19 protein-coding genes are annotated in these 20,820 nt (G+C 69.0%); 10 read left to right on the top strand and 9 right to left on the bottom strand.

The window, feature by feature from the left end:
• The first annotated feature begins 95 nt into the window (after positions 1 to 95).
• Both EV646_RS39450 and aspS read left to right on the top strand, forming a co-directional pair.
• Positions 96 to 2,351, top strand: coding sequence for a sigma-70 family RNA polymerase sigma factor (locus EV646_RS39450; RefSeq protein ID WP_199237143.1), 2,256 nt, complete (start codon positions 96 to 98; stop codon positions 2,349 to 2,351).
• Positions 2,352 to 2,617: 266 nt separating this feature from the next.
• Complete coding sequence (gene aspS / locus EV646_RS23635) at positions 2,618 to 3,901, top strand: aspartate--tRNA(Asn) ligase (protein ID WP_132152091.1); 1,284 nt, start codon at positions 2,618 to 2,620, stop codon at positions 3,899 to 3,901.
• 67 nt (positions 3,902 to 3,968) lie between these two features.
• On the opposite strand, the gene EV646_RS23630 is transcribed toward aspS, so the two are convergent.
• The 4 genes from EV646_RS23630 to EV646_RS23615 all read right to left on the bottom strand — a co-directional run bounded on the left by EV646_RS23630 (position 3,969) and on the right by EV646_RS23615 (position 8,112).
• Positions 3,969 to 5,387 (bottom strand): beta strand repeat-containing protein, encoded by a 1,419-nt coding sequence (locus EV646_RS23630; RefSeq protein ID WP_132152089.1) that lies wholly within the window; start codon positions 5,385 to 5,387, stop codon positions 3,969 to 3,971.
• Positions 5,387 to 6,469: a hypothetical protein gene (locus EV646_RS23625; RefSeq protein ID WP_132152087.1), complete on the bottom strand. Its 1,083-nt coding sequence runs from the start codon at positions 6,467 to 6,469 to the stop codon at positions 5,387 to 5,389. Before EV646_RS23625 ends, EV646_RS23630 begins: the two co-directional genes overlap by 1 nt.
• 2 nt (positions 6,470 to 6,471) lie before the next feature.
• On the bottom strand, positions 6,472 to 7,584 hold the full coding sequence (locus EV646_RS23620; protein WP_132152085.1) for a COG1470 family protein: 1,113 nt from the start codon (positions 7,582 to 7,584) through the stop codon (positions 6,472 to 6,474).
• Positions 7,585 to 7,674: 90 nt separating this feature from the next.
• Positions 7,675 to 8,112: a hypothetical protein gene (locus EV646_RS23615; RefSeq protein WP_132152083.1), complete on the bottom strand. Its 438-nt coding sequence runs from the start codon at positions 8,110 to 8,112 to the stop codon at positions 7,675 to 7,677.
• Positions 8,113 to 8,236: 124 nt separating this feature from the next.
• On the opposite strand from EV646_RS23615, the gene EV646_RS23610 reads away from it, so the two are divergent.
• The gene (locus tag EV646_RS23610; RefSeq protein ID WP_132152081.1) at positions 8,237 to 9,499 is read left to right on the top strand and encodes an ArgE/DapE family deacylase; all 1,263 of its coding nucleotides are present in this window, start codon (positions 8,237 to 8,239) and stop codon (positions 9,497 to 9,499) included.
• Between the two features lie 39 nt (positions 9,500 to 9,538).
• Here EV646_RS23610 and EV646_RS23605 read toward each other — a convergent pair whose 3' ends face one another.
• The gene (locus EV646_RS23605) at positions 9,539 to 10,381 is read right to left on the bottom strand and encodes an aminoglycoside phosphotransferase family protein (protein ID WP_199237142.1); all 843 of its coding nucleotides are present in this window, start codon (positions 10,379 to 10,381) and stop codon (positions 9,539 to 9,541) included.
• Between the two features lie 82 nt (positions 10,382 to 10,463).
• Between EV646_RS23605 and EV646_RS23600 the strand changes: the two genes are divergently transcribed.
• The 4 genes from EV646_RS23600 to rsgA all read left to right on the top strand — a co-directional run bounded on the left by EV646_RS23600 (position 10,464) and on the right by rsgA (position 14,331).
• On the top strand, positions 10,464 to 11,195 hold the full coding sequence (locus EV646_RS23600) for a DsbA family oxidoreductase (protein WP_132152077.1): 732 nt from the start codon (positions 10,464 to 10,466) through the stop codon (positions 11,193 to 11,195).
• Between the two features lie 163 nt (positions 11,196 to 11,358).
• A complete protein-coding gene (locus EV646_RS23595) occupies positions 11,359 to 11,937 on the top strand; it encodes a DoxX family protein (RefSeq protein WP_132152075.1) in 579 nt (192 codons plus the stop codon).
• Positions 11,938 to 12,046: 109 nt separating this feature from the next.
• Positions 12,047 to 13,321, top strand: a complete 1,275-nt coding sequence (gene aroA, locus EV646_RS23590; protein WP_132152073.1) for a 3-phosphoshikimate 1-carboxyvinyltransferase — start codon at positions 12,047 to 12,049, stop codon at positions 13,319 to 13,321.
• Positions 13,321 to 14,331 carry a ribosome small subunit-dependent GTPase A gene (rsgA, locus tag EV646_RS23585; RefSeq protein WP_132152071.1) on the top strand — a complete coding sequence of 337 codons (1,011 nt, stop codon included), beginning with the start codon at positions 13,321 to 13,323 and terminating at the stop codon, positions 14,329 to 14,331. The genes aroA and rsgA overlap by 1 nt, the downstream gene beginning before the upstream one ends.
• Here the strand turns inward: rsgA and EV646_RS23580 are convergent.
• Positions 14,324 to 14,815 (bottom strand): DUF2231 domain-containing protein, encoded by a 492-nt coding sequence (locus tag EV646_RS23580; protein ID WP_132152069.1) that lies wholly within the window; start codon positions 14,813 to 14,815, stop codon positions 14,324 to 14,326. The genes rsgA and EV646_RS23580 overlap by 8 nt on opposite strands.
• A 145-nt stretch (positions 14,816 to 14,960) precedes the next feature.
• Between EV646_RS23580 and hisN the strand changes: the two genes are divergently transcribed.
• Entirely contained in the window at positions 14,961 to 15,740 is a 780-nt protein-coding gene (gene hisN / locus EV646_RS23575; RefSeq protein WP_132152067.1) for a histidinol-phosphatase, read from the top strand.
• On the opposite strand, the gene EV646_RS23570 is transcribed toward hisN, so the two are convergent.
• Together EV646_RS23570 and EV646_RS23565 are read right to left on the bottom strand one after the other, a co-directional pair.
• Positions 15,724 to 16,941 (bottom strand): RNA polymerase sigma factor, encoded by a 1,218-nt coding sequence (locus EV646_RS23570; RefSeq protein WP_199237141.1) that lies wholly within the window; start codon positions 16,939 to 16,941, stop codon positions 15,724 to 15,726. The two genes, hisN and EV646_RS23570, sit on opposite strands and share 17 nt — an antisense overlap.
• Complete coding sequence (locus EV646_RS23565) at positions 16,934 to 17,281, bottom strand: YciI family protein (protein ID WP_132152063.1); 348 nt, start codon at positions 17,279 to 17,281, stop codon at positions 16,934 to 16,936. Before EV646_RS23565 ends, EV646_RS23570 begins: the two co-directional genes overlap by 8 nt.
• A 114-nt stretch (positions 17,282 to 17,395) precedes the next feature.
• Between EV646_RS23565 and EV646_RS23560 the strand changes: the two genes are divergently transcribed.
• Together EV646_RS23560 and EV646_RS23555 are read left to right on the top strand one after the other, a co-directional pair.
• Positions 17,396 to 18,682, top strand: coding sequence for a M16 family metallopeptidase (locus EV646_RS23560; RefSeq protein WP_132152061.1), 1,287 nt, complete (start codon positions 17,396 to 17,398; stop codon positions 18,680 to 18,682).
• Complete coding sequence (locus EV646_RS23555) at positions 18,679 to 20,028, top strand: M16 family metallopeptidase (RefSeq protein ID WP_132152059.1); 1,350 nt, start codon at positions 18,679 to 18,681, stop codon at positions 20,026 to 20,028. The genes EV646_RS23560 and EV646_RS23555 overlap by 4 nt, the downstream gene beginning before the upstream one ends.
• A gap of 164 nt (positions 20,029 to 20,192) precedes the next feature.
• On the opposite strand, the gene EV646_RS23550 is transcribed toward EV646_RS23555, so the two are convergent.
• Positions 20,193 to 20,618 (bottom strand): CBS domain-containing protein, encoded by a 426-nt coding sequence (locus EV646_RS23550; RefSeq protein WP_132152057.1) that lies wholly within the window; start codon positions 20,616 to 20,618, stop codon positions 20,193 to 20,195.
• Positions 20,619 to 20,820: the final 202 nt, after the last annotated feature.

The raw sequence follows: 20,820 nt of genomic DNA, 5'->3' as shown, positions 1-20,820 counted from the left end.
GTCAGGGAGATGCACACAGCCGTCCCACGTGGGAACCTTGTTCCCGGCAACGATGTGACGGACTGTCACAGGCCGTACACACCACGGGGAGAGAGATGGAGACGCCGGAAGGACCGAGCGACGCCGAACTCATCGCGCGTGTCCGCAACGGCGATCTCGAGGCGTACGGCGAACTGTTCGGCCGGCACCACCACGCCGCGGAGCGGATGGCCCGTCAGCTGGTTTCGGCCAACGACGCCGACGACCTGGCCAGTGACGCCTTCGCGAAGGTCCTCGACGCGCTGCGCTCCGGCGGCGGCCCGGACATCTCCTTCCGCGCGTACCTGCTGACGACCGTACGGCGGGTGCACGTCGACCGGATCCGGTCCGGGCGGAAGGTGCAGACGACCGACGACATCGCGGCGTACGAGCGGGAGCCGGAGGGCTTCGACGACCCGACTGTCACCGGATTCGAGAGCGGTGCGGCGGCCAAGGCGTTCGCGAGCCTGCCGGAGCGCTGGCAGGCGGTGCTCTGGCACACCGAGGTCGAAGGCGAGAAGCCGGCGGCCATCGCTCCCCTGCTCGGTCTGACCGCCAACGGCGTCTCCGCCCTCGCCTACCGCGCCCGTGAGGGTCTGCGGCAGGCCTACCTCCAGCAGCACCTGGCCGACGTCGCCGGGGACCGCTGCCGTTGGACCACCGAGCGGCTGGGTGCGTACGTCCGCGGTGGCCTGACCAAGCGGGAGAACCGCAACGTCCGCGAGCACCTGGACGACTGCGCGAAGTGCACGGCGGTCTACCTCGAGCTGGTCGAGGTCAACAGCGCTCTGCCGGCGCTGCTCGCCCCGGCCCTGCTCGGCACCGCCGGCCTCGGCTACCTCGCTGCTGCGTCCGGAGCGAAGGTCGGTCTGGTCGGCTTCGTCGTCACCGGCTGGAAGAAGGTCACCGAGAACAGCACCCGTACGGCGGTCGGCGCCGGAGCAGTCGTCGTCGTGGCAGTGGCCGCCGTACTCGCGGCGATTGCGCTCACCGGCAACGAAACTCCCCCGGCGGCGATCCAGAAGCCGCCGGCGCAGAAGCCGACGCAGCCACCTGCCCAGCCGCCGACCGTGCCCCCGGTGAAGCCGCCGACGGTCAAGCCGACGGCCACGCAACCGACGACGGCACCGACCGTTCCGCCGCCGACCACCACGACGACCGAGCCCGTGCCGACACCCACGCCGACTCCGACGCCGACGCAGACGACGCCCGCGCCGCCGGTGCCGCCGGTGCCGACGACACCGATCCTGGACGAGGGCCTGGTGACGATCACCATGCCGCCCGGTGGCGGCGCTCCGGCGTACGCGATTCCGGGCGTCCACACGCGGGAGGCCGACGCCGACGCAGGGGTGAACTTCATCATCACGATCAAGGTCCCGGCCGCGAACCCGGATCCCGTGGTCATCGGCATGAAGTACGGCGCCGGCCTCGACTGGCCGCTCAGCGGGAACCCCAAGGGCTGGATCTGCGACAAGGCAGCCGGCAAGTGCACGGCGACGAACCCGGCCAAGCCCGAGCCGATGCCGGTGACATTCTCGACCCCGGACGGCGGCTCCACGGCCGACCGGACCTTCACCGTGTCAGCGAAGACCGGCCGGCTGTACGACGACGACTCCGAAACCCTGACCGCTCCGCCGCGCCCTGACGAGAACCTGCTGAAACTCGTCGCCGGCAAGGCGGACCCGGACGTCCACCACCGCATCCTGACCGTTGCCCCCGGCACCGACCGCCCGAGCGTGACCCTCAAGATCACGTACGGCGCCGCGCTCGACTGGCCGATCGCCGCGAACCCGGCCGGCTGGAAGTGCACCGAGAAGACCCAGACCTGTACGGCGAACGCCCCGGCTAATCCGGCTCCGCTGCCGGCCGACTTCGTCGTACCGGATGGTGGATCGGCGGCGGCGCGGACGTACACCGTGGCCGCGACGGCCGGGCTGGTGAGTGACACCGACTCGGAGACTCTGGCCGGGATTCAGCAGGACGAGTCGCTGCTGCAGATCATCACGCCGACGTGGCAGACCGACCCGAACCCGCTGGTCTACAACCGCTTCCTGAAGATCAACGGGAACGCCGGGCGGCGGGTCACCGTGGACATCTCGTGGGGCCGCAACCTGCTATTCCTCAACGTGCTGGACTTCGGCTGGACGTGTTCGCGCTCGACCGACGTCCGCCGCGCGACCTGCTGGACAGACAACTACCACAAGCCGTTCAACTCCGAGTGGGCCGCGCTGCCGGGCACCGGTGCGACGAACCAGATCACAGTGCACGCGCAGGTGGGTGGCCGCGAGGACACGGACACCGCGCAGATCCCACCGTCGAATCCCCGCCGGTGAACTGTGCCCCACGGCTGAAATGGGGTTGCCGGCTGCCGTATCCTGGAACTGTTCGCGTGGACGGAACCGAGTAGCGCCGTACACCACGTCCGAGAGAGTCGCCGGCAGCTGTGAAGGCGATGCGTGGAGCGGTGGCGAAGACACTCCCGAGCGAATGCTGTGCAAGAGGCCGGGCCGTCAGGCCCGGTGAAGGTGTGGTGGCACCGCGAGATTCCCCTTCGCCCACACCTCCGGGGTACGAGAAACGACCTGGAGGTGAAACAGCAATGCGCATTCTCAGCCATGAGATCCCCTCAGCAGTGGGCCAGACCGTCACGGTGGCCGGCTGGGTGCACCGAAGACGCCGGCTCGCCGCCGTCAGCTTCCTGATCCTGCGCGACCGGTCCGGCCTGAGCCAGATCGTCGTGAAGAGCCCGGAAGCCCAAGCCCAGTTGGACGAACTCGGTGAGGAGACCGTCGTCCAGGTGACCGGTACGGTCGCCGCCAACCCGCAGGCGCCGGGCGGTGCCGAGATCGTCGACCCGGTCGTCGAGCCGCTCACCCAACCGGCACAGACGCCGCCGATCGAGCTCTGGCGACCGTCGGTCGGCGCCGGGCTGCCCGTCGTACTGGACAACGCTCCTGTCGCGCTGCGGCATCCGGCTGTTCGGGCCGGTTGGGAGATCGCGGCGGCCGCGCTGCACGGGTTCCGTACGGCGCTGGACGGTCAGGGGTTCACCGAGATCCAGACGCCGAAGATCGTCGGTACGGCGACCGAGTCGGGCGCCAACGTGTTCGCGCTGGACTACTTCGGCGGTCCGGCGTATCTGGCGCAGTCGCCGCAGTTCTACAAGCAAACGATGGTCGGCGTGTTCGAGCGTGTCTTCGAGGTCGGGCCGGTGTTCCGGGCCGAGCCGCACGACACCGTTCGGCACCTGGCCGAGTACGTCTCGCTGGACGCGGAGTTCGGGTTCATCCGGGACCATCGCGACGTTCTCGCCGTACTGCGAACGACGATTGCCGGGATGCTGTCGTCGGTGGGCGAGCGCGCGGCTCCGGCGCTGGAGCGGCTCGACGTACGGTTGCCCGAGATGCCTCTGGACGTACCGGTTCTGCACTTCAGCGAGGCGTTGAAAATCGCCGGTGCGGACCCGGACGAGCCGGACCTCGCGCCGGCCGACGAACGGACGATCGGCGAGTGGGCGTTGCGGGAGCACGGCAGCGACTTCGTCGCGGTCGAGGGCTATCCGATGGTGAAGCGGCCGTTCTACACCCATCCGCAGCCGTCGGACCCGCGCTGGTCCAACTCGTTCGACCTGCTGTTCAGGGGCGTGGAGCTCGTGACCGGAGGGCAGCGTCTGCACCGCTACAGCGACTACGTCGCCGCCATCGAGGCCCGAGGCGAGTCGCCGGAGTCGTACAGCTCCTACCTGCAGGCCTTCAAGCACGGGATGCCGCCGCACGGCGGCTTCGCGATCGGCCTGGAGCGGTTCGTCGCGCGGCTGACCGGCGCGGAGAACGTCCGCGAGGTCACGCTGTTCCCCCGCGACCTGCACCGGCTCACCCCGTAGAAGGGTCCGGCGGGCGACTGAGGTCGCCCGCCGGGCCCAGACAGGGGTTTGCCCGAGTCCGGCCTGTTCAGTTCGCGATGGTGATCGGTATCGAGGCGCTGGGCTGGCTGGTGTTGGTGATGTTGTCGGTGCCGGCGGCAACGAGGCGGTAGGCGCCGTTCGCGGGTTGGCTGTTCCAGGTGACCGAATAGTTGGTTGCCGACGCGGTGGACGAGCCGATCGCGGTCCAGTTGGAGCTGGTGCAGGCACCGGAGTAGCCCGCGCAGTAGTAGTACGCGACGGTCTTCACACCAGAGCCGGTGCCGTCGGTCGCGGTGTTCGTGAGCGTCGCTCCGGTGCTGACCGCGACGGTGACGTTGAAGGCCGAGGATGCGCCGGTTGACGTCAGACCGGTCGCGGATGCGGTGAGGGTGAGACCGACAGCGGCCGTCTCGATGACGACGCTGCTGAAGGTGGCTCGGCCCGCGCTGTTCGTGGTGGCGGTGGCGCCGGAGTTGATCACCCCGGCGGATGGGGTCAGCGTGACGCCGATTCCGGATGCTGCGACCGCGTTGCCGTTCTGGTCCTGGACCTGCACGGTGATGGCCGGCGTCAACGCCGTACCGGCGAAGCCGTTGGACGGACCTTGGACGAACGCCAGCTTGCTTGCCCCGCCCGCGCTGATGACGATCGCGGTACTGGTCGCGGTCGCGAAGCCCGTGTGGCCGGCCGTCGTGTCGGCGGCGGTCAGTGTGTAGGTGCCCGCGGCCCCGAATGCGACACCGGTGAAGGCCGCCACGCCGGCTGAGGTCGCGACGTTCGTGTACGTCGAGGGGGCCGAACTGAACGTGCCGCCGGATGGCCCGCTCGCGATCGAGAGCGAGATGGTGTCGTTCCAGCCGGTGACGGTGTTGCTGTTGCCGTCCTGGATAGCCACGCGGAAAGTGGCCAGCGGCGAACCGGCTGTGCCCGTCGACGGCGGCTGGGTGGTGTAGACCAACCGCGCGGCCGTTAGGACGACAGAGCTGCCTGGCGAGACCGCATTGGTGTCACCTGTGGTCGCGATAGTGAAGGTGCTCGCCCCGTACGTGCCGACCGGCGCGTTGGTGATTCCGGCGATAGTGAGGACGGCGGCGGTGGCTTTCGTGTGCACGCAACCAGCGCCCGCGAGGGTGATGGTGACAGTGGTCGACGCGGTTGTCGCGGTCGCCGTACAGCTGGTGAATCCGCTGCCGAGGGTAATGGCCGGGCCGGCCGGAACGGTGAAGCCGGTGTTGAACGTGACCGTGATCTTGTCGCCGGCACTCAGTTGGCCGGAGGCACCGTTGGTGGTGGTGAACCCGACAGTCCAGTTGGCCGGCGCCCCGCCCGCTTGGTTGGAGCCACTGAAGGTGACCCCCGTGACGCCCGACGCCGCGAAGGCTGCGGGGCCTTCGAGGATGCCGACGCCGATCAGCAGGGCGACGAGCGCGATCAGCCAGGCGCGCTTGGATCGTAAGGTGCTCATCAGGAATGTCCGTTCACAGTCGGCCGGGAGACGGTCGGTGGTGTGGTGTCCACGGTCACGAGAGTGGCCGCGCTCGGTCCGCTGTTGTTGCCTGCGGCATCGGTGGCGACGGCCACGATCCGGTAGGGCCCGTCCGCCGCGAGTGGCGCGTTGGTGGTGACTGCGAAGCCGGTTGCCGAGGTTGTCGACGATCCGATCGCGGTCCAGTTCGCGCTGGTGCAGCTTCCGGTGGAGCCGGCGCAGTAGTAGTAACCGACCGACGCGACACCGGAGTGCGCATCCGTGGGGGCATCGGTGAGCGTGACGACCTCGTTGTTGACGTAGGTCAGGTACTGCACGGCCGCGGTCGCAGTCGGAGCCGGTGCCGTGGGCGTGGTCACGTCGTACAGCACTGAGTTGTCCGTGCTGGTGGAAGCAGTGTTAGGCGCGCCCGCACTGTCGTGCACGGCGTTCGCGGCGATTGAGGCAGTGACTGGGCCGCTGTTCGTCAGACCGCTGACGGCGACGTTGTACGTCGTACCGCTGCCAGTGACGACCACAGTCGCACTAGCCGGAGACACAGTCACGTCTGTGCTGGTGAAGTCCGCGACCGGGTCGCTGAAGACGGCGGTGAAGTTGACCGGCGCCGTAGCGGTCGGGTCAGCCTGGCCGGCGGCCTGGTTGACGGTGACCGAGGGCCGGTGGTTGTTCACCGTCACGTTCGCGCTCGGAGAGCCCGTGGCCGTCCAGGTGGCGTAGACCGCGGTGACCAGGTAGTGGTACGTCCCGTCTGCCACGCTGAGGTCGTCGCAGGCGGTGCTGGTCGTCGGAGTCGGTCCGCAAGCGGCTGCCGTTGTACTGTCGGCGTTCCGGACGCGGGTGACGTAGTAGCCGGTGGCCTGCGCGGAGGCCGTCCAGCTGATGGCGACCGTACCGCTGCCGGGTGTTGCCACTGCGGCGACATGGTTTGGCGGGTCAAGTGTCCCCGTGGTCCCGGATGCAGTGCCGGCGCCGGCTCCAGTCCAGAAGCCCCAGGCGACTCCACCTGCGGTCAGCGCGAGTACGACGACACCGAACATGAGAAGCAAGCGTCGAGCGGTCATGGTCAGCTCCCCTGTCCTGAGCCGGAGTAGGCGAGCGTGAGGGTGGCGCCCTTGCAGCCGTCCTGGTTCGTGGCCGTGTCGAGCATCGCGACCTTCGGCCAGCCGGCCGACGGGATGCCGAGACCAGACAGCGATGCACTGCCGCTACCGGGAACGGTCAGCGGATACGAGCCGCCGTACTGCGTGACCTTGTAGTCCGCCAGGCCACAGGGCTGGTTGTGGCTGACCGCGTACGACGTACGTACGACGGACTGGATGGTGACAGTCAGGTTCGTCACGGAGATCTGCTTCTTGTTCGGGTTGGTCAGCATGAGGTCCAGTGGCCGGGTGACTCCAGGTGCCAGCGGACCGGACAGGTTGCCGCTGATGCTGAACGGTTTGCCGCTGGTCACCAGAACGAGCTGGACGTTCGCGTAGGCGTACTGGGTCACGCCTGCGGGATTCTGGCCCGATCCCACCAGGGAGAGCGGGTAGGTCCCGTCGTTGGTGGTGGCTGAGGTGGTGATCTGCAGCGTCGACGAGTTGCCCGTGGTCGGATTCGGCGTGAAGGCGGCGGTGGCACCCGGCGGCAGTCCGCCGACGATGCCGAAGGTGACCGGCCCCGGGAAGTTGGTGCGGGTCAGCTGGACGGTGAAGACGGCGGTCGATCCCGGCGCCAGCGTCACCGAGGCCGGCGTCGCGGTCATCGCCAGCGTGCTCGACAACGGCGCGTTCACGGTCAGGCCGGCATTCACGGTTTCGCTCAGCTTTCCGCTGACGCCCTTGATGGTGATCGTCACCGAGCCGATCGGTGTCGTGGACGAGGTACTCACGGTCAGCGCCGTACTCGCCGTACTGCCGGCGGTGAGCGTCACGGAGGCAGGGCTGAAGGCCGCCGATGCGCCGCTCGGAAGGCCGCTGGCGCTCAGGGACACGGCGCCAGTGAATCCCCCAGTCGACGTCACCGTGACGGTGTAGCCGGCCGACTGCCCCCGCGTGACCGACTGGCCGGCCGGTGACACCCCGAGGGTGATCCCTGGCTTCGGCGGCTGCGCGGCGTACGCCAGACCGGCGGCGGTGAGCAGCAGCAGAAGCCCTGCGATCAGCAGTTGGGTTGCAGCTCGCCTGGATGGCATCTGGTGCTCACTCCTTTCGAATGCGTGCGATGGGCCGGCCCGGTCCGGACGGACGAGCCGCCCGGACCTGGGGACCCACCACGACCGGAATCAGTTGCTGGACAGCGTCAGCGTGATCGTCGCGCCCTTGCAGGAGTCCTGGTTGGTGGCGGTGTCGGCGAAGGCGAGCGTGCCCTTGTTCGTCAGCTCGACGCCGGTCGCACCGGCCGCGATGGTCTGGTTCTCGGCCACCGGCGCGATGGTGAACCAGGAGGCGTCACAGGTGCCCGACGCGGACACGACCGAGGTGACCGTGCCGACCTGCAGGCTCGACGTACCGGCGTTGTCCGCGCTGAAGGTGACCGGCGTACTGGCGCCCGGCGTCAGGCCGTCGGCGAAGCTGGCGTGCAGGACGACCGTGCCGTTCGAGCTCGCGTTGGCGCCGGAGCCGGTGCCGGAACCCGTGGTGCTCCAGTACGCGAACGCGGTGCCGGCCCCGATGGCGACGACGGCTGCCGCGGCGATGACGATCTTCTTCTTGATGTGCATGGTGGTTTCCCCTCCCCTGACGACCCCGGTCGGGCCGTCTCCAGGAAGATTGACAGCGTCGCGACGTTCGCGCTGTCGGCTGAACGGTCAGTCTTTGTCGTCCGTTCGGTGATATCCCTGTGCTGTGGATTTCGAGACCGAGCAGGCCGTGATGACAGCGATCGACGACGCGCGGGTGATCGAGGACCTGCGGGAGCTGGTGCGGATACCGAGCGTCGACGGTACGGCGGCGGAGAGCGACGTACAGGAGTGGTGTGCGCGGCGGCTGACTGAGCTCGGCCTCGCTGTTGATCACTGGCAGATCGACCTGCCGACGGTGACGGCGGATCCGGAGTTTCCGGGGATGGAGGTCGAGCGAGACGAGGCGTGGGGATGTGTGGGCGTGCTCGGCGGCTCCACGACCCCGGGTCTGATCCTGAACGGGCATGTGGATGTGGTGCCGGCGGGTGGGTGGCCGGGCGGCGATCCGTTCTCGGCGCGGATCGAGGACGGGGTCATGTGGGGTCGCGGGACCTGCGACATGAAGGGTGGCGTGGCGGCGATCTTCGGCGCGGTCGCGGCGATCGTTGCCTCGGGCATCCGATTGCGCAAGCCGCTGGCCGTCCACACCGTGATCGGCGAGGAGGACGGCGGGGTCGGCACCTTCGCCACGCTGCGGCGTGGTCACAGCGGCGAGGCGTGCCTGATCGCCGAGCCGACCGCTGGCTGTGTCATCCCGGCCAACGCGGGATCGCTGACGTTCCGGCTGGAGGTCCCGGGGCTGGCGACGCACGGCTCGACCCGGTCCCGCGGGGTCAGCGCGATCGAGAAGTTCGTCGTCATTCAATCGGCGTTGCAGGCGCTGGAGGCCGAGCGCAACCGCGATCCGCACCCACTGCTCGCTCACCTGGACCTGGCGAACCCACTGTCCGTCGGCACGGTCCAGTCCGGCGACTGGGCCAGCACCGTTCCCGACGTACTCGTTGCCGAGGGCAGGTACGGCGTACGCCTGGGCGAAGCGCTCGACGACGCCCGTGCCGTGTTCGAGTGCGCGATCGCGGAGGCTTGCGCCAAGGACGACTGGCTGCGCGAGCACCCTGTCAAGGTCACCTGGCCCGGCGGCGCGTTCGCTTCGGGTCTCCTCCCCACCGACGACCCGCTCCTCGACGACGCCCTCCAAGCCGTCGCGGACGCAACCACCAGCCCTGCCCAGTCGGACGCCCCGGCGGTCAAGGGCGCTCCCTACGGCTCGGACCTCCGCCAGTACGCCGCTGCCGGCATCCCCACCCTTCAGTACGGCCCCGGTGACGTCCGCTACGCCCACGCCACCGACGAACACGTCGTACTGGCGGAGGTCCTCCACGCTGCCCGCGCCTACGCCCTCCTGGCCCTCCGCCGCTGTGCCTGAGTGATCGAAATCCACCACGGCCCACCGGCCGGACGTGGACTACAAGAGTCGATCGAGAGCCGCTTGCCCAATCGGTCCCCAGTGCGGCTTTCCGCCGGGCAGGCCCTTCTCGCCGCTGATTCCCATCGCGATCAGGAACAGTGCCCGGGTCGCGGCCCAGCCGCGGGCTCGCCGGATCGTTGCCTCGTCCACCGGATAGCGCTCGAAGAACCGGTCAGCGGCACCTGCCGGGAGCAGGATCCACGCGGCTGCGAGGTCGCTGGCCGGATCGCCGGTGCCGATCTCCTCGAAGTCGACGACACCGGCAAGCGTGCCGTCGGCAACGACCACGTTCGCCGGGTGCAGGTCGCCGTGCAGCCACACCGGGGGCCCGTCCCAGGCCGGCGCCGCGATCGCGTCCTCCCAGACCGCGCGGATCTCGTCGAGGCGGCCGACGTACTCGTGAATATCTTCGAACCCCAGGCCGCGCGGCACACCGGATCGGTCGCTCACGGGCGCGTCCGCCGGTGCCTCGGTGTGCAGCTCCTGGAGGAAGCCGGCCAGGACGTCAGCGGCGGCCGGGTCCGTGATCGGTGCGTGGTCCGCGGGTTCGCCGGCGACCCAGGTGGTGATCAGCCAGGTCCTCGGGAAGCGGTCCGACGGTTCGCAGAGGCGCAGTGGGGTCGGGACGGGGACGGGAAAACGGGCGGCGAGCTCGGTCATCCAACGGTGCTCTCTGCGGAGCGGTTCGAGGGCCTGGTCGAAGCGGGGCATCCGGACCGCCAGCTCGTCGCCGAGCCGCCACATCTGGTTGCCCCAGCCGCCAGGGACCTCCTTCAGCTCCAGGTGCGCCAGATCGGGATGCTGCTCCTGCAACAGGGTCCGTACGAGGACTTCGTCCATGTCGTCGATCATGTCGCGTCAGACGCGTCACAGCCGGGCCCGGTTGGGAATAGCACCAGGAAGCGGCGAGTTGCCGACGTACATGCGTATTGATGTGTGGTCCGACGTGGTCTGTCCGTGGTGCTACATCGGCAAGCGCCGGCTGGAGCAGGCGCTGGCAGAGACCGGCGACCAGGCCGAGATCGTCTGGCACAGCTTCCAGTTGGACCCGTCCTCCACCAACGACGATCCGAGGGACCTCCCGACCCGGCTCGGTGAGAAGTACGGCCGCGGCCGCGAGTGGGGCCTGGAGGCGAACGCGCACGTGACGTCGATCGCGGCCGAGCTCGGGCTCGAGTACCACCTCGACCAGGCGAAGTCCGCCAACACCGTCGACGCACACCGGCTGCTGCACCTGGCCCGCTCGCTGGTCGACGCCGGTGAGGTACCGGCCGACACGCAGGACCGGCTCAAGGAGCGCCTGCTCAAGGCCTACTTCACCGACGGCCTCCCAGTCGGCGACCACGCCACGCTTCAGGGCCTGGCTCTTGAGGTCGGTCTGCCGTCCGACCGTGTCGCCGAGGTTCTGGCGAGTACGACGTACGCCGACGAGGTGGCGGCGGATCAGGCGCAGGCGCTGGCGTACGGCGCCAACGGGGTGCCGTTCTTCGTCATCGACGAGAAGTACGGCGTCAGCGGCGCCCAGCCGGTCGAGGTCTTCCGCGAGGCCCTCCGCCGCGCCAACGCCGACCGCAAGCCCATCACCCTCGTCAACACGCCACCCACCGCCTCGGCCGAGGACCCCACCTGCGGCCCCGACGGCTGCCCCATCTGACACCCGCATTTGGTGGGTTCACCCATCAGCTTGCGGGTCCCCCGCCGTCATGCGGACGGGGAACCCACCGGTTCGTGGGCTCACCCATGAGATGGGAGTGGGTGTTGCAGGATTGCGTGGCTGGGTACCGGGAGTCTTACGGAACGTGGTGTATGAAGGAGGCATGACTGTCGTGCGCGCACTGGCCAGGCCGTTGCTCTCGATGATCTTCGTCGTACAAGGTGCGAATTCGATCCGGAACCCGGAGCCGCTGGTGCCCAAGGCCCAGCCGGTGACCGACCGCCTGGTGCCGATGGTGAAGAAGGTCGCGCCGCCGCAGCTCGGCGACCGCATCCCGGAGACCACGGTCAACCTGGTCCGGCTGAACGGCGCCGTCCAGGTGCTCGGCGGCCTCGCGCTGGCGACCGGCAAGGGCCGGCGGCTGGGCGCAGCGGTGCTGGCGACCACGCTGGTCCCGGTGACCGTGGCCGGGCATCCGTTCTGGCAGGTGAAGGACAAGGAGACCCGGGCCGTCCAGCGGATCCAGTTCATGAAGAACCTCGGCCTGCTCGGCGGACTGCTGCTTGCAGCGGTCGACACGGAGGGTCAGCCTGGTCTGGCCTGGCGGGCCTCGCACGGCGCGAAGGCCGCGAAGCGGGAGACCAAGCGCGGCGCCAAGGCGGCCAAGCGGGAGGCGAAGCAGTTCGCCCACGAGGCCAAGCAGGCGGCGAAACTCGCGAAGGCCGAGCTACACATCGGCTGACCGTGAGGTGACCACCCAACACGCACAGTCTCACGCTCCCGCAAGGCTGGAAGGTCCACTAGCGCCCATGCCCTAGGCTCAGAGCTGGAAAACGAGCTGAAGGAGTGGGATGAGCACGGAGCAGGGCTGGGCGGCACCGCGGGCGCAAGGACCGGTCAATGGCCGGGTCACGGTGCCTGGGTCGAAGTCGATCAGTAACCGTGCGCTCATCCTTGCCGCGATCGCGGACGGTCCGTCGCACCTGACCGGCCTGCTCGCCGCCCGCGACACCTCGCTGATGCGCGGGGCGCTCACCGCACTCGGAGTCGGCATCACCGAAAACGAGCAGCACACAGTCACCGTCACCCCTGGCTCGCTCAAGGGTCCGGCGAGTGTCGACTGTGGCTTGGCCGGGACCGTGATGCGGTTCGTCCCGCCGGTCGCCGCGCTGGCCGACGGCGTGATCGAGTTCGACGGCGACCCGTACGCCCGGGAGCGCCCGATGAACGTCATCCTCGGCGCCCTCCGCACTCTCGGCGTACAGATCGACGACCACGGCACCGGGCGGATGCCGTACGCCGTCTCCGGCGCGGGCTCGGTCCGCGGCGGCAAGGTCACCCTGGACGCGTCCGGCTCCAGCCAGTTCGTCTCCGCGCTGCTGCTCGCCGGTGCCCGGTACGACGAAGGCGTCGACATCCGGCACGACGGGAAGCCGGTGCCGTCGCAGCCACACCTGGACATGTCGGTGGCGATGCTGCGCGAGCGCGGCGTCCACGTCGACGACAGCGAACCGAACCGCTGGGTCGTTGCCCCCGGCCCCATTCGGGCGCTGGACACCGCGATCGAGCCGGACCTGTCCAACGCCGCACCGTTCCTGGCCGCTGCCGTACTCACCGGCGGGGAGGTCACCGTGACGGGCTGGCCGGCCATGACCACCCAGCCCGGCGACCAACTGAAAGACATCTTCACCCGCTTCGGCGCCGAGGTGACCCGGACCGACGACGGTCTGACCGTGCGCGGGACCGGCCGGGTGCAGGGCGTCGACCTCGACCTGAGCGAGGTCGGCGAGCTGACTCCGGTCATCGCGGCAGTGGCTGCGTTCGCGGACGGTCCGTCGTACTTGCGGGGGATCGCTCACTTGCGCTTCCACGAGACGGACCGGTTGGCGGCGTTGGAGCACGAGTTCAACGCGCTCGGCGGAGACGTGACACAACTGGACGACGGTCTCGAGATTCGGCCAAAGCCTTTGCACGGTGGGCTTTTCGGCACGTACGGCGACCACCGGATGGCGCACGCGGCCGCCGTACTCGGGCTGCTCGTCGACGGCCTCGAGATCGAGAACATCGGGACCACGGCGAAGACACTGCCGGAGTTCCCCGAGATGTGGTCGGGGCTCGCCGGCTGATGTCGCGGTACGACGAGGAGGCCCGGTACGACCGGCCCAAGCGCCGGACCCGGCCACGGACCAAGGACCGCCCCTCGTACGACGACGCCGTCACCGGGTTCGTCATCACCCGCGACCGCGGCCGCTACACCTGCTGGGTCGAGCCCGGCGATCGGGTCGTCACCGCGATGAAGGCCCGGCAGCTCGGCCGCAAGGGCGTGATCGTCGGCGACCAGGTCAAACTCGACGGAGACGCGAGCGGCGACGAAGGCACCCTGGCCCGGATCGTCGAAGTCCTCCCCCGTACGACGCTCCTGCGCCGCTCGGCCGATGACGACGACCCGGTCGAACGTCCCCTGGTGGCGAACGCGGACCAGCTCGTCATCGTCGTCGCCGTCGCCAACCCCGAGCCCCGGACCGGCCTCATCGATCGCTTCCTCGTCGCCGCGTACGACGCCGGAATGCGCCCCCTGCTCTGCCTCACCAAAACCGACCTCGCCGACCCGGACCCGTTGCTGTCGATCTATCGCCCGCTCGGTGTGGAGTCGGTCGCGACCCAGCAAGGCGGCGACCTCAGCGCACTCCGCGAGCAGCTGGACAACCGCACCAGCGTCCTCGTCGGCCACTCCGGCGTCGGCAAGTCCACTCTGGTCAACGGCCTTATCCCAGGCGCAGACCGGGCGATCGGCGTGGTCAACGAGGTGACAGGCCGTGGGCGTCACACGTCGGTCACTGCCCTGGTACTGCGCTTGCCCGCCGGCGGCTGGATCATCGACACCCCCGGCATCCGCTCGTTCGGCCTCGCCCACGTGGACCCCGACCACCTGATCCACGCGTTCCCGGACCTGGCCGAGATCTCCGAGGACTGTCCGCGCGGCTGCACCCACACCGAAAGCGCACCAGACTGCGCTCTGGACGAGGCAGTCAGCGAGGGCCGGGCGGACGCCGACCGGGTCGCCTCCTTCCGGCGCCTGCTGGCGAGCCGCGAAGGTCGCACCACTACCGCTGTAGCGGAGCAGGAGCCTACTTAGGCAGCTGCCCGTCCCACACGGCCTTGGCGCCCGCGTCACCCGTGCGGATGGTCTGCCAGATCACCAGTACGCCGATCACCACGACGGCTGCGCTGGTGACCAGCTCAAGGGGCTTGCTCTTCGTAGCCTTCGCACCCTTGCCGGTGGCCAGCGGGGAGGATCCGCCGAGAAGGAGGAAGGCGGCCACGGCGACCACCGCGAAGACCAGGCAATACCAGAACAGCAGGTTGCCGCGGTCCTCGTGCAGCTGCACCGCCTTCTCCAGCGACGGAACCGCGGCGACGAACGCCTCGCCGCTCTGCTTGGCGACGTACGCGAGTACGAGCGTCCCGAGGCCGAGCAGCAGCGTCGGCCAGCGCAGCAGCCAGCGCGACCGGGCCCACACGGCGAAGACGATCGCGGTGAGCGCGGACACCGGCAACACCACCACCGCGGCGTGAATCACCAGCACGTGCAACGGGAGGTCCCCGAAGCGCTCGAACATTGACGCCTCCATGGCGGTCGTAGATCGTGGTCAGACACTAACTGCACGTTCAACGACCCGATTCGGTTCAATCCCGGCCGCAACCGATCCGCAACGTTTCGGGACACCTGGTCACCTGAGCGGCCGTTCAGGCTAGCCTTCCGGCATGCCTTCGCACACGGATGACCTGCGGCTCGCCCACATCCTGGCCGATGACGCGGACTCGACCACGATGGACCGCTACAAGGCGCTCGACCTGCACGTGGCCACCAAGCCGGACCTCACCCCGGTGAGCGAGTCCGACAAGAAGGTCGAGGACGTGATGCGCAAAACGCTGGCCCGGGCCCGGCCGCGGGACGCGTTCGTCGGCGAGGAAGAAGGCACCACCGGCTGGGGCGTCCGCCGCTGGGTGGTCGACCCGATCGACGGCACCAAGAACTACATCCGCGGCGTTCCCGTCTGGGCGACCCTGATCAGCCTGATGATCGAGGACCAGGTCGTCGTCGGCGTCGTCTCCGCTCCGGCGCTGGGCAAGCGCTGGTGGGCGTCGTACGGCGATGGCGCCTGGACCGGCCGTGCGCTGCACTCCTCTCAGCCCTGCCGGGTCAGCGACGTCAGCAAGATCGAGGACGCCTCGCTGTCCTACGCCTCGCTCAAGGGCTGGGAGAAGATCGGCAAGAAGAACCAGTGGGCCGACCTGATGGACTCCTGCTGGCGCACCCGCGCGTACGGCGACTTCTGGTCTTACATGCTGGTCGCCGAAGGCGCCGTCGACATCGCTGCCGAGCCGGAGCTCAACCTGTACGACATGGCCGCCCTCGCCATCATCGTGGACGAGGCCGGCGGCAAGTTCACCTCCGTCGACGGCACCCCGGGCCCCAACGGCCCGAACGCCGTAGCCACCAACGGCCGCCTCCACGACGAAGTCCTCAAGCGCCTCGTCTGAGCCGCCGCGTGAGGAACTCCGCCTCCACCGCATTGCTGGTAAACGCCAACGCCTCCTCGTACGCCGCCGCAGCCTCATCCCAGCGCCCGGTTCGACGAAGCAGCTCGGCCCGGGTGGATGCGAGATAGGGATAGGTCGCCAGCGCAGGGTCGTCGGCGAGCGACCGCAACGCCTCGAGGCCCGCCGAGGGACCCTCGACGTAGCTGAGCGCCACCACGCGGTTCAACGCGACCACCGGCGACGGCCAGCGGGCGAGCAGGAGGTCGTACAGCCCGAGGATCTCGGACCAGTCGGTGTCCTCCCAGCGCTCCGCCTCGGCGTGTACGGCGGCAATGGCCGCCATCAAGCCGAACCGGCCGGCCGGCCATCCCAAGGCCTCATGTATCAGCGCCAGGCCCTCGTCGATCAGCGACCGATCCCACACAGAACGATCCTGGTCCTCCATCAGCACCAACTGCCCAGCGTCGTCGACCCGTGCAGCCTGCCGCGCCTGCGTCAGCAGAAGCAGTGCGAGCAAGGCTGCCGCCTCCCCGCTGTCAGGCAGCAACAACCGCACCATCCTCGCGAGATCGAGTCCACGCCGCGCCAGATCCGGCCGAGTGAGCTCCGCACCATCCGCAGCCGTGTGCCCAGCCGTGTAGACCAGGTGCACGACGTCCAGCACAGCGTCGATGCGCTCAGGGAGATCGGCCAGCCGTGGGATCCGGTAAGCGATCCCCGAGCGGGAGATCTTGTGTTTCGCCCGCGTGATCCGCGCCTGCATGGTGGCTTCCTTCACCAGGAAGGCCTTCGCGATCTCCGCCGACGACAGCCCGCAGACGAGCCGGAGCGTCAGCGCGATCTGTGCCTCCTGCGCGAGCGCCGGATGACAGCAGGTGAACACCAGCCGCAACCGGTCGTCCGGGAAGACCTCGACCGAGTCCTCCGCAGGTTCCGGCACGAGCAACGGGAGCTTCCGCTGTGCGACATCGGCGCGGCGCCGAAGCTCGAGCGCGCGTCGCGTCGCGACCGTCGTCAGCCAGGCGCCCGGACGTCGTGGGACGCCTTGCTCCCGCCAGTGCACCAGGGCCTTGGCATACGCGTCCTGTACGCAGTCCTCGGCCAGGTCCAGATCGGCCGCGACCCGGGCCGTGGCGGCGAGGACGAAGGCCCACTCCGACGAGTGAGCCTCCGCCACCGCTGCGGCTACTGCGTCATCCACCGTTGATGATGGGCCGTACCTCGACCCCACCCATCGGCGACGGCACCTGCTTGGCGATGGACAACGCCTCGTCCAGGTCGGCCGCCTCGATCAGGTAGTAACCACCCATCACTTCCTTGGTCTCGACGAACGTCCCGTCGGTGACGACGAAGCCGCCGCTGCCGTCGGAGCGGATCGAGGTCGCCGTACTGCTCTCGCCCAACTGTGCGCCGCCGCGCAGCGCCGCTCCGTTCGCCTCGGCGAACGCCTGATGGTTCTTGTGGTTCGTCTCGGCGACCGACGGATCCGCCGCCGCCCACGCCGCCTCGTTGTCGTAAATCATCACCAGGTACTTGCCCACTGATGTCACCTCTCTCGTCCAGGTCCTGTTCCAGCATTCACCACTCCGATGCGCGACCCGGGCCGAGATCGACATCTCACCCGAAGAATTTCGGGACCACGTAGGGTGGCTGGCATGCCCTTGACCTACCCCATCGCGGAGCAGACGCTGGACAACGGCTTACGGGTTGTCGTCAGCTCGGACCGCGCCGTCCCGATCGTCGCCGTGAACCTCTGGTACGACGTCGGGTCGCGCCACGAGCCGCCGGGTCTGACCGGGTTCGCGCACCTGTTCGAGCACTTGATGTTCCAGGGGTCGCGCAACGTCGCGTCCGGTCAGCACTTCAGCCTGCTGGAGACCGCCGGTGCCAGCCTGAACGCGAGTACGTTCTTCGACCGCACCAACTACTTCGAGTCGCTGCCCAGCGGCGGCCTCGACCTGGCCCTGTGGCTCGAGGCGGACCGGATGGGCTACCTGCTCGACGCGGTCAACCAGGAGAACCTCGACAACCAGCGGGACGTGGTGAAGGAGGAGAAGCGGCAGTCCTACGACAACCGCCCGTACGGCGATTCGTACGAGCGACTGGTGAAGCTCGCCTTCCCCGCGGATCACCCGTACGCGCACATGACGATCGGCTCGATGGCCGACCTCGACGCCGCCTCGGTGGAGGACGTGCACGCGTTCTTCCGCAAGTACTACGGCCCGAACAACGCCGTACTGACGATCGTCGGTGACGTGGGCGAGGAGGACGCGTTCGACGCGGCCAAGCGGTACTTCGGCCACCTGCCGGCGATCCCCACACCGCCGCCCGCGGCGGACGGCACGATCGGGCCGCTGACCGAGGTGCTCCGCGACGACGTCGTCTCCGACGTACCGTCCGACCTGATCACGATGATGTTCCGCCTGCCGGTCGACGGTACGCCGGAACTGGACGCGGCCGGGCTCGCGCTCGACATCCTCGCGGCCGGTCAGAGCGGCCGGCTGAACCGCCGCCTGGTCCGCGACGAGCAGATCGCGCAGTCGGTGTCCGGCGGCGCGCTGCCGCTGATCGGCGGGGTCTCGTTCGGCACCCTGACCGGCATCGCCTCGGACGGCCTCGACCTGCAGAAGGTCGAGGACGCCCTGGTCGAGGAGGTCGAGAAGCTGGCCGTCGACGGCATCACCGACGACGAACTGGCGACCGTACAGGCGCAGGCCGAGCGGGACTGGCTCGAGCAGCTGGCGACCTGCGCCGGGCGGGCCGACGAGATCTCCCACCACGCGCTGCTGTTCGGCGACCCGAACCGGATCAACACCCGGATCGACCAGGTCCGCGCGATCACCACCGAGCAGGTCCAGGCGGCCGCCGCCAAGTGGATCCGCGCCGAAGGCCGGGTCCAGGTGACCTACCGCCGTACCGAAACGGCAGGAGAGCAGGCATGAACCAGGTTCTGACCACCCCACCGGCCGTCGGCGCTCCCCGCCCGTGGTCCTTCCCCGCCGCGACGACCACGACGACCAGCGCTGGTACGCCGGTGCACGTCTTCGACCGGCCAGGCCAGTACGTCGCCACGGTCCGGGTGACGATCGCGATGCCGCTGATCGCCGAGCCGCGTGAGCTCGAAGGCGTCGCGACGATCATGTCGCGGACGCTCGACGAGGGCACCCAGCTCCGCTCCGCCAACGAGTTCGCGGCCGCCTTGGAGCGACACGGAGCGGCGTACGGCGTGGACGTCAGCTCGGACGCGTTGCACGTGGAGATCTCGGTCCCGGTGTCGCACCTGGCTCCCGCGGTGAAGCTGCTCGCGGAGGCCGTCACCCAGCCCGCGTTCAACCAGGCCGACGTCGGCCGGCACGTGACGATCCGGCTCGGCGAGATCAACCAGGAGCGCGCCAACGCCGGCTACCGGGCGCGCGAGGCGTTCGCGGCGCACCTGTTCGACCCGTCGACGCGGCGCTCCCGCCCGACCGCCGGGACGCCAGACACGATCCGCCCGTTGACCAACGTGCAGGTGGCTTCGTTTTACCGGGACAACATCGGTCCGGGCCGGGCGCAGATCCTGTTCGCGGGTGATGCGACCGGCGTGGATGTCGCCGGCATCATCGACGACGCCTTCGGTGGCTGGACGTCCGCCGCCGGGCCGGCGCTCGAGACGCCCGAGCCGCTGTACGTTCCGGGTGATCGCGTCGTACTGGTGGATCGACCGGGTTCGGTTCAGAGCCAGCTGCTGATCGGGTGCGCGGGGCCGGACCGGCGCGATCCCGCCTGGGGTGCGGCCGCGGTCGCGAACCACGTCGTCGGCGGGACGATCACCTCCCGCGTGGACACCGTGCTGCGCGAGGAGAAGGGCTACACGTACGGCACCCGCACCAGCTTCACTGCTCCGCGCAAGGGCGGCACCTTCAGCCTCGGCGGCGCCGTACGCACGGAAGTGACCGGGGCCGCGATCGGGGACGCGCTGCGGATCCTCCGGGAGGCGCGGGACGGCCTGACCGAGCAGGAGGTTCAGGAGGCGAAGGACAGCCTGATCCGGACGGCACCGCTGCGGTACGAGCAGGCCGACTCGGTCGCCCAGCAGGTCGGCAGCAACATCGCCAACGGCGTGCCGGTCGACTTCGCCGACACGTACCTCACCCAGATCGCCGCCACCACGGCCGAGGCCGCCTCCGAGGCCTATCGCCGGTACGTCGGAATCAACGGCCTCCTCGTCGTCGTCGTAGGGGAAGCCAAGGACGTCCGCGACCAGCTCACCGCACTCGACCTGGGCGAACTGATCGAACTGAGCTGAGGTCTGCCATCCTCTGCTCAGGATCCCGCGGGACTGAGCAGAGGAGCAGCACCATGTCGTTCCCGGAACGGCCGCCTGCTGATGCTGTCGCACGATCCTGCTCGCGCTCGCCATTTTGTTCATCGGCGCGATGATCCTGCCGTACGCCGGCGTCCTCTGGAACGTCAGCGCGTGATGTAGTTCGACAGCTGCTCGCGCTCGAACTCGAGCTCGCCGATCCGGGACTTGACCACGTCCCCGATGCTGACCAGGCCGGACAGGGCGCCGTCGACGACCACCGGGACGTGCCGGATCCGGCGATCCGTCATCAGCCGCATCAGGTCGTCGATGTGCTCGTCCGGACTGCAGGTGGCGACCTCGGACGTCATGATCGAGCTGACCCGGACCTCTCCCGCGTCCGGGGTGCCGTTCCAGAGCCGGACGATGTCACGCTCTGAGACGATGCCGGCCACGGATGACCCATCGGGACTGACCACTACCGCGCCGATGTTGTGTTCGGCGAGCAGGCTGAGTAATTCGGTGACAGTGGCTTCTGGGGAGATGGTGACGACCTGGTTGCCCTTGCCGCGCAGTACGTCGTTGATCTTCACGGAGCCTCCTGCAAGTCGGAGAACCAATACCCAAAGGTAGCGAAAACCGCGCCGTTGCGGCAGACCGCTCTCGCCTGACAACGAACGCCAGTACTTGAGTACTCAGACAAAGGACTTTGGTCCCTAGCGACGACCGCCGCCCGCTACATAGCGTGACTGGCAGCCTGAGGCTCGCGGGGCGGCGGCCAAAGGCTCTCGGGGC

Source organism: Kribbella antiqua (genome assembly GCF_004345665.1).
Lineage (GTDB): Bacteria > Actinomycetota > Actinomycetes > Propionibacteriales > Kribbellaceae > Kribbella > Kribbella antiqua.
This window is presented reverse-complemented; position numbering and strand designations above follow the sequence as displayed.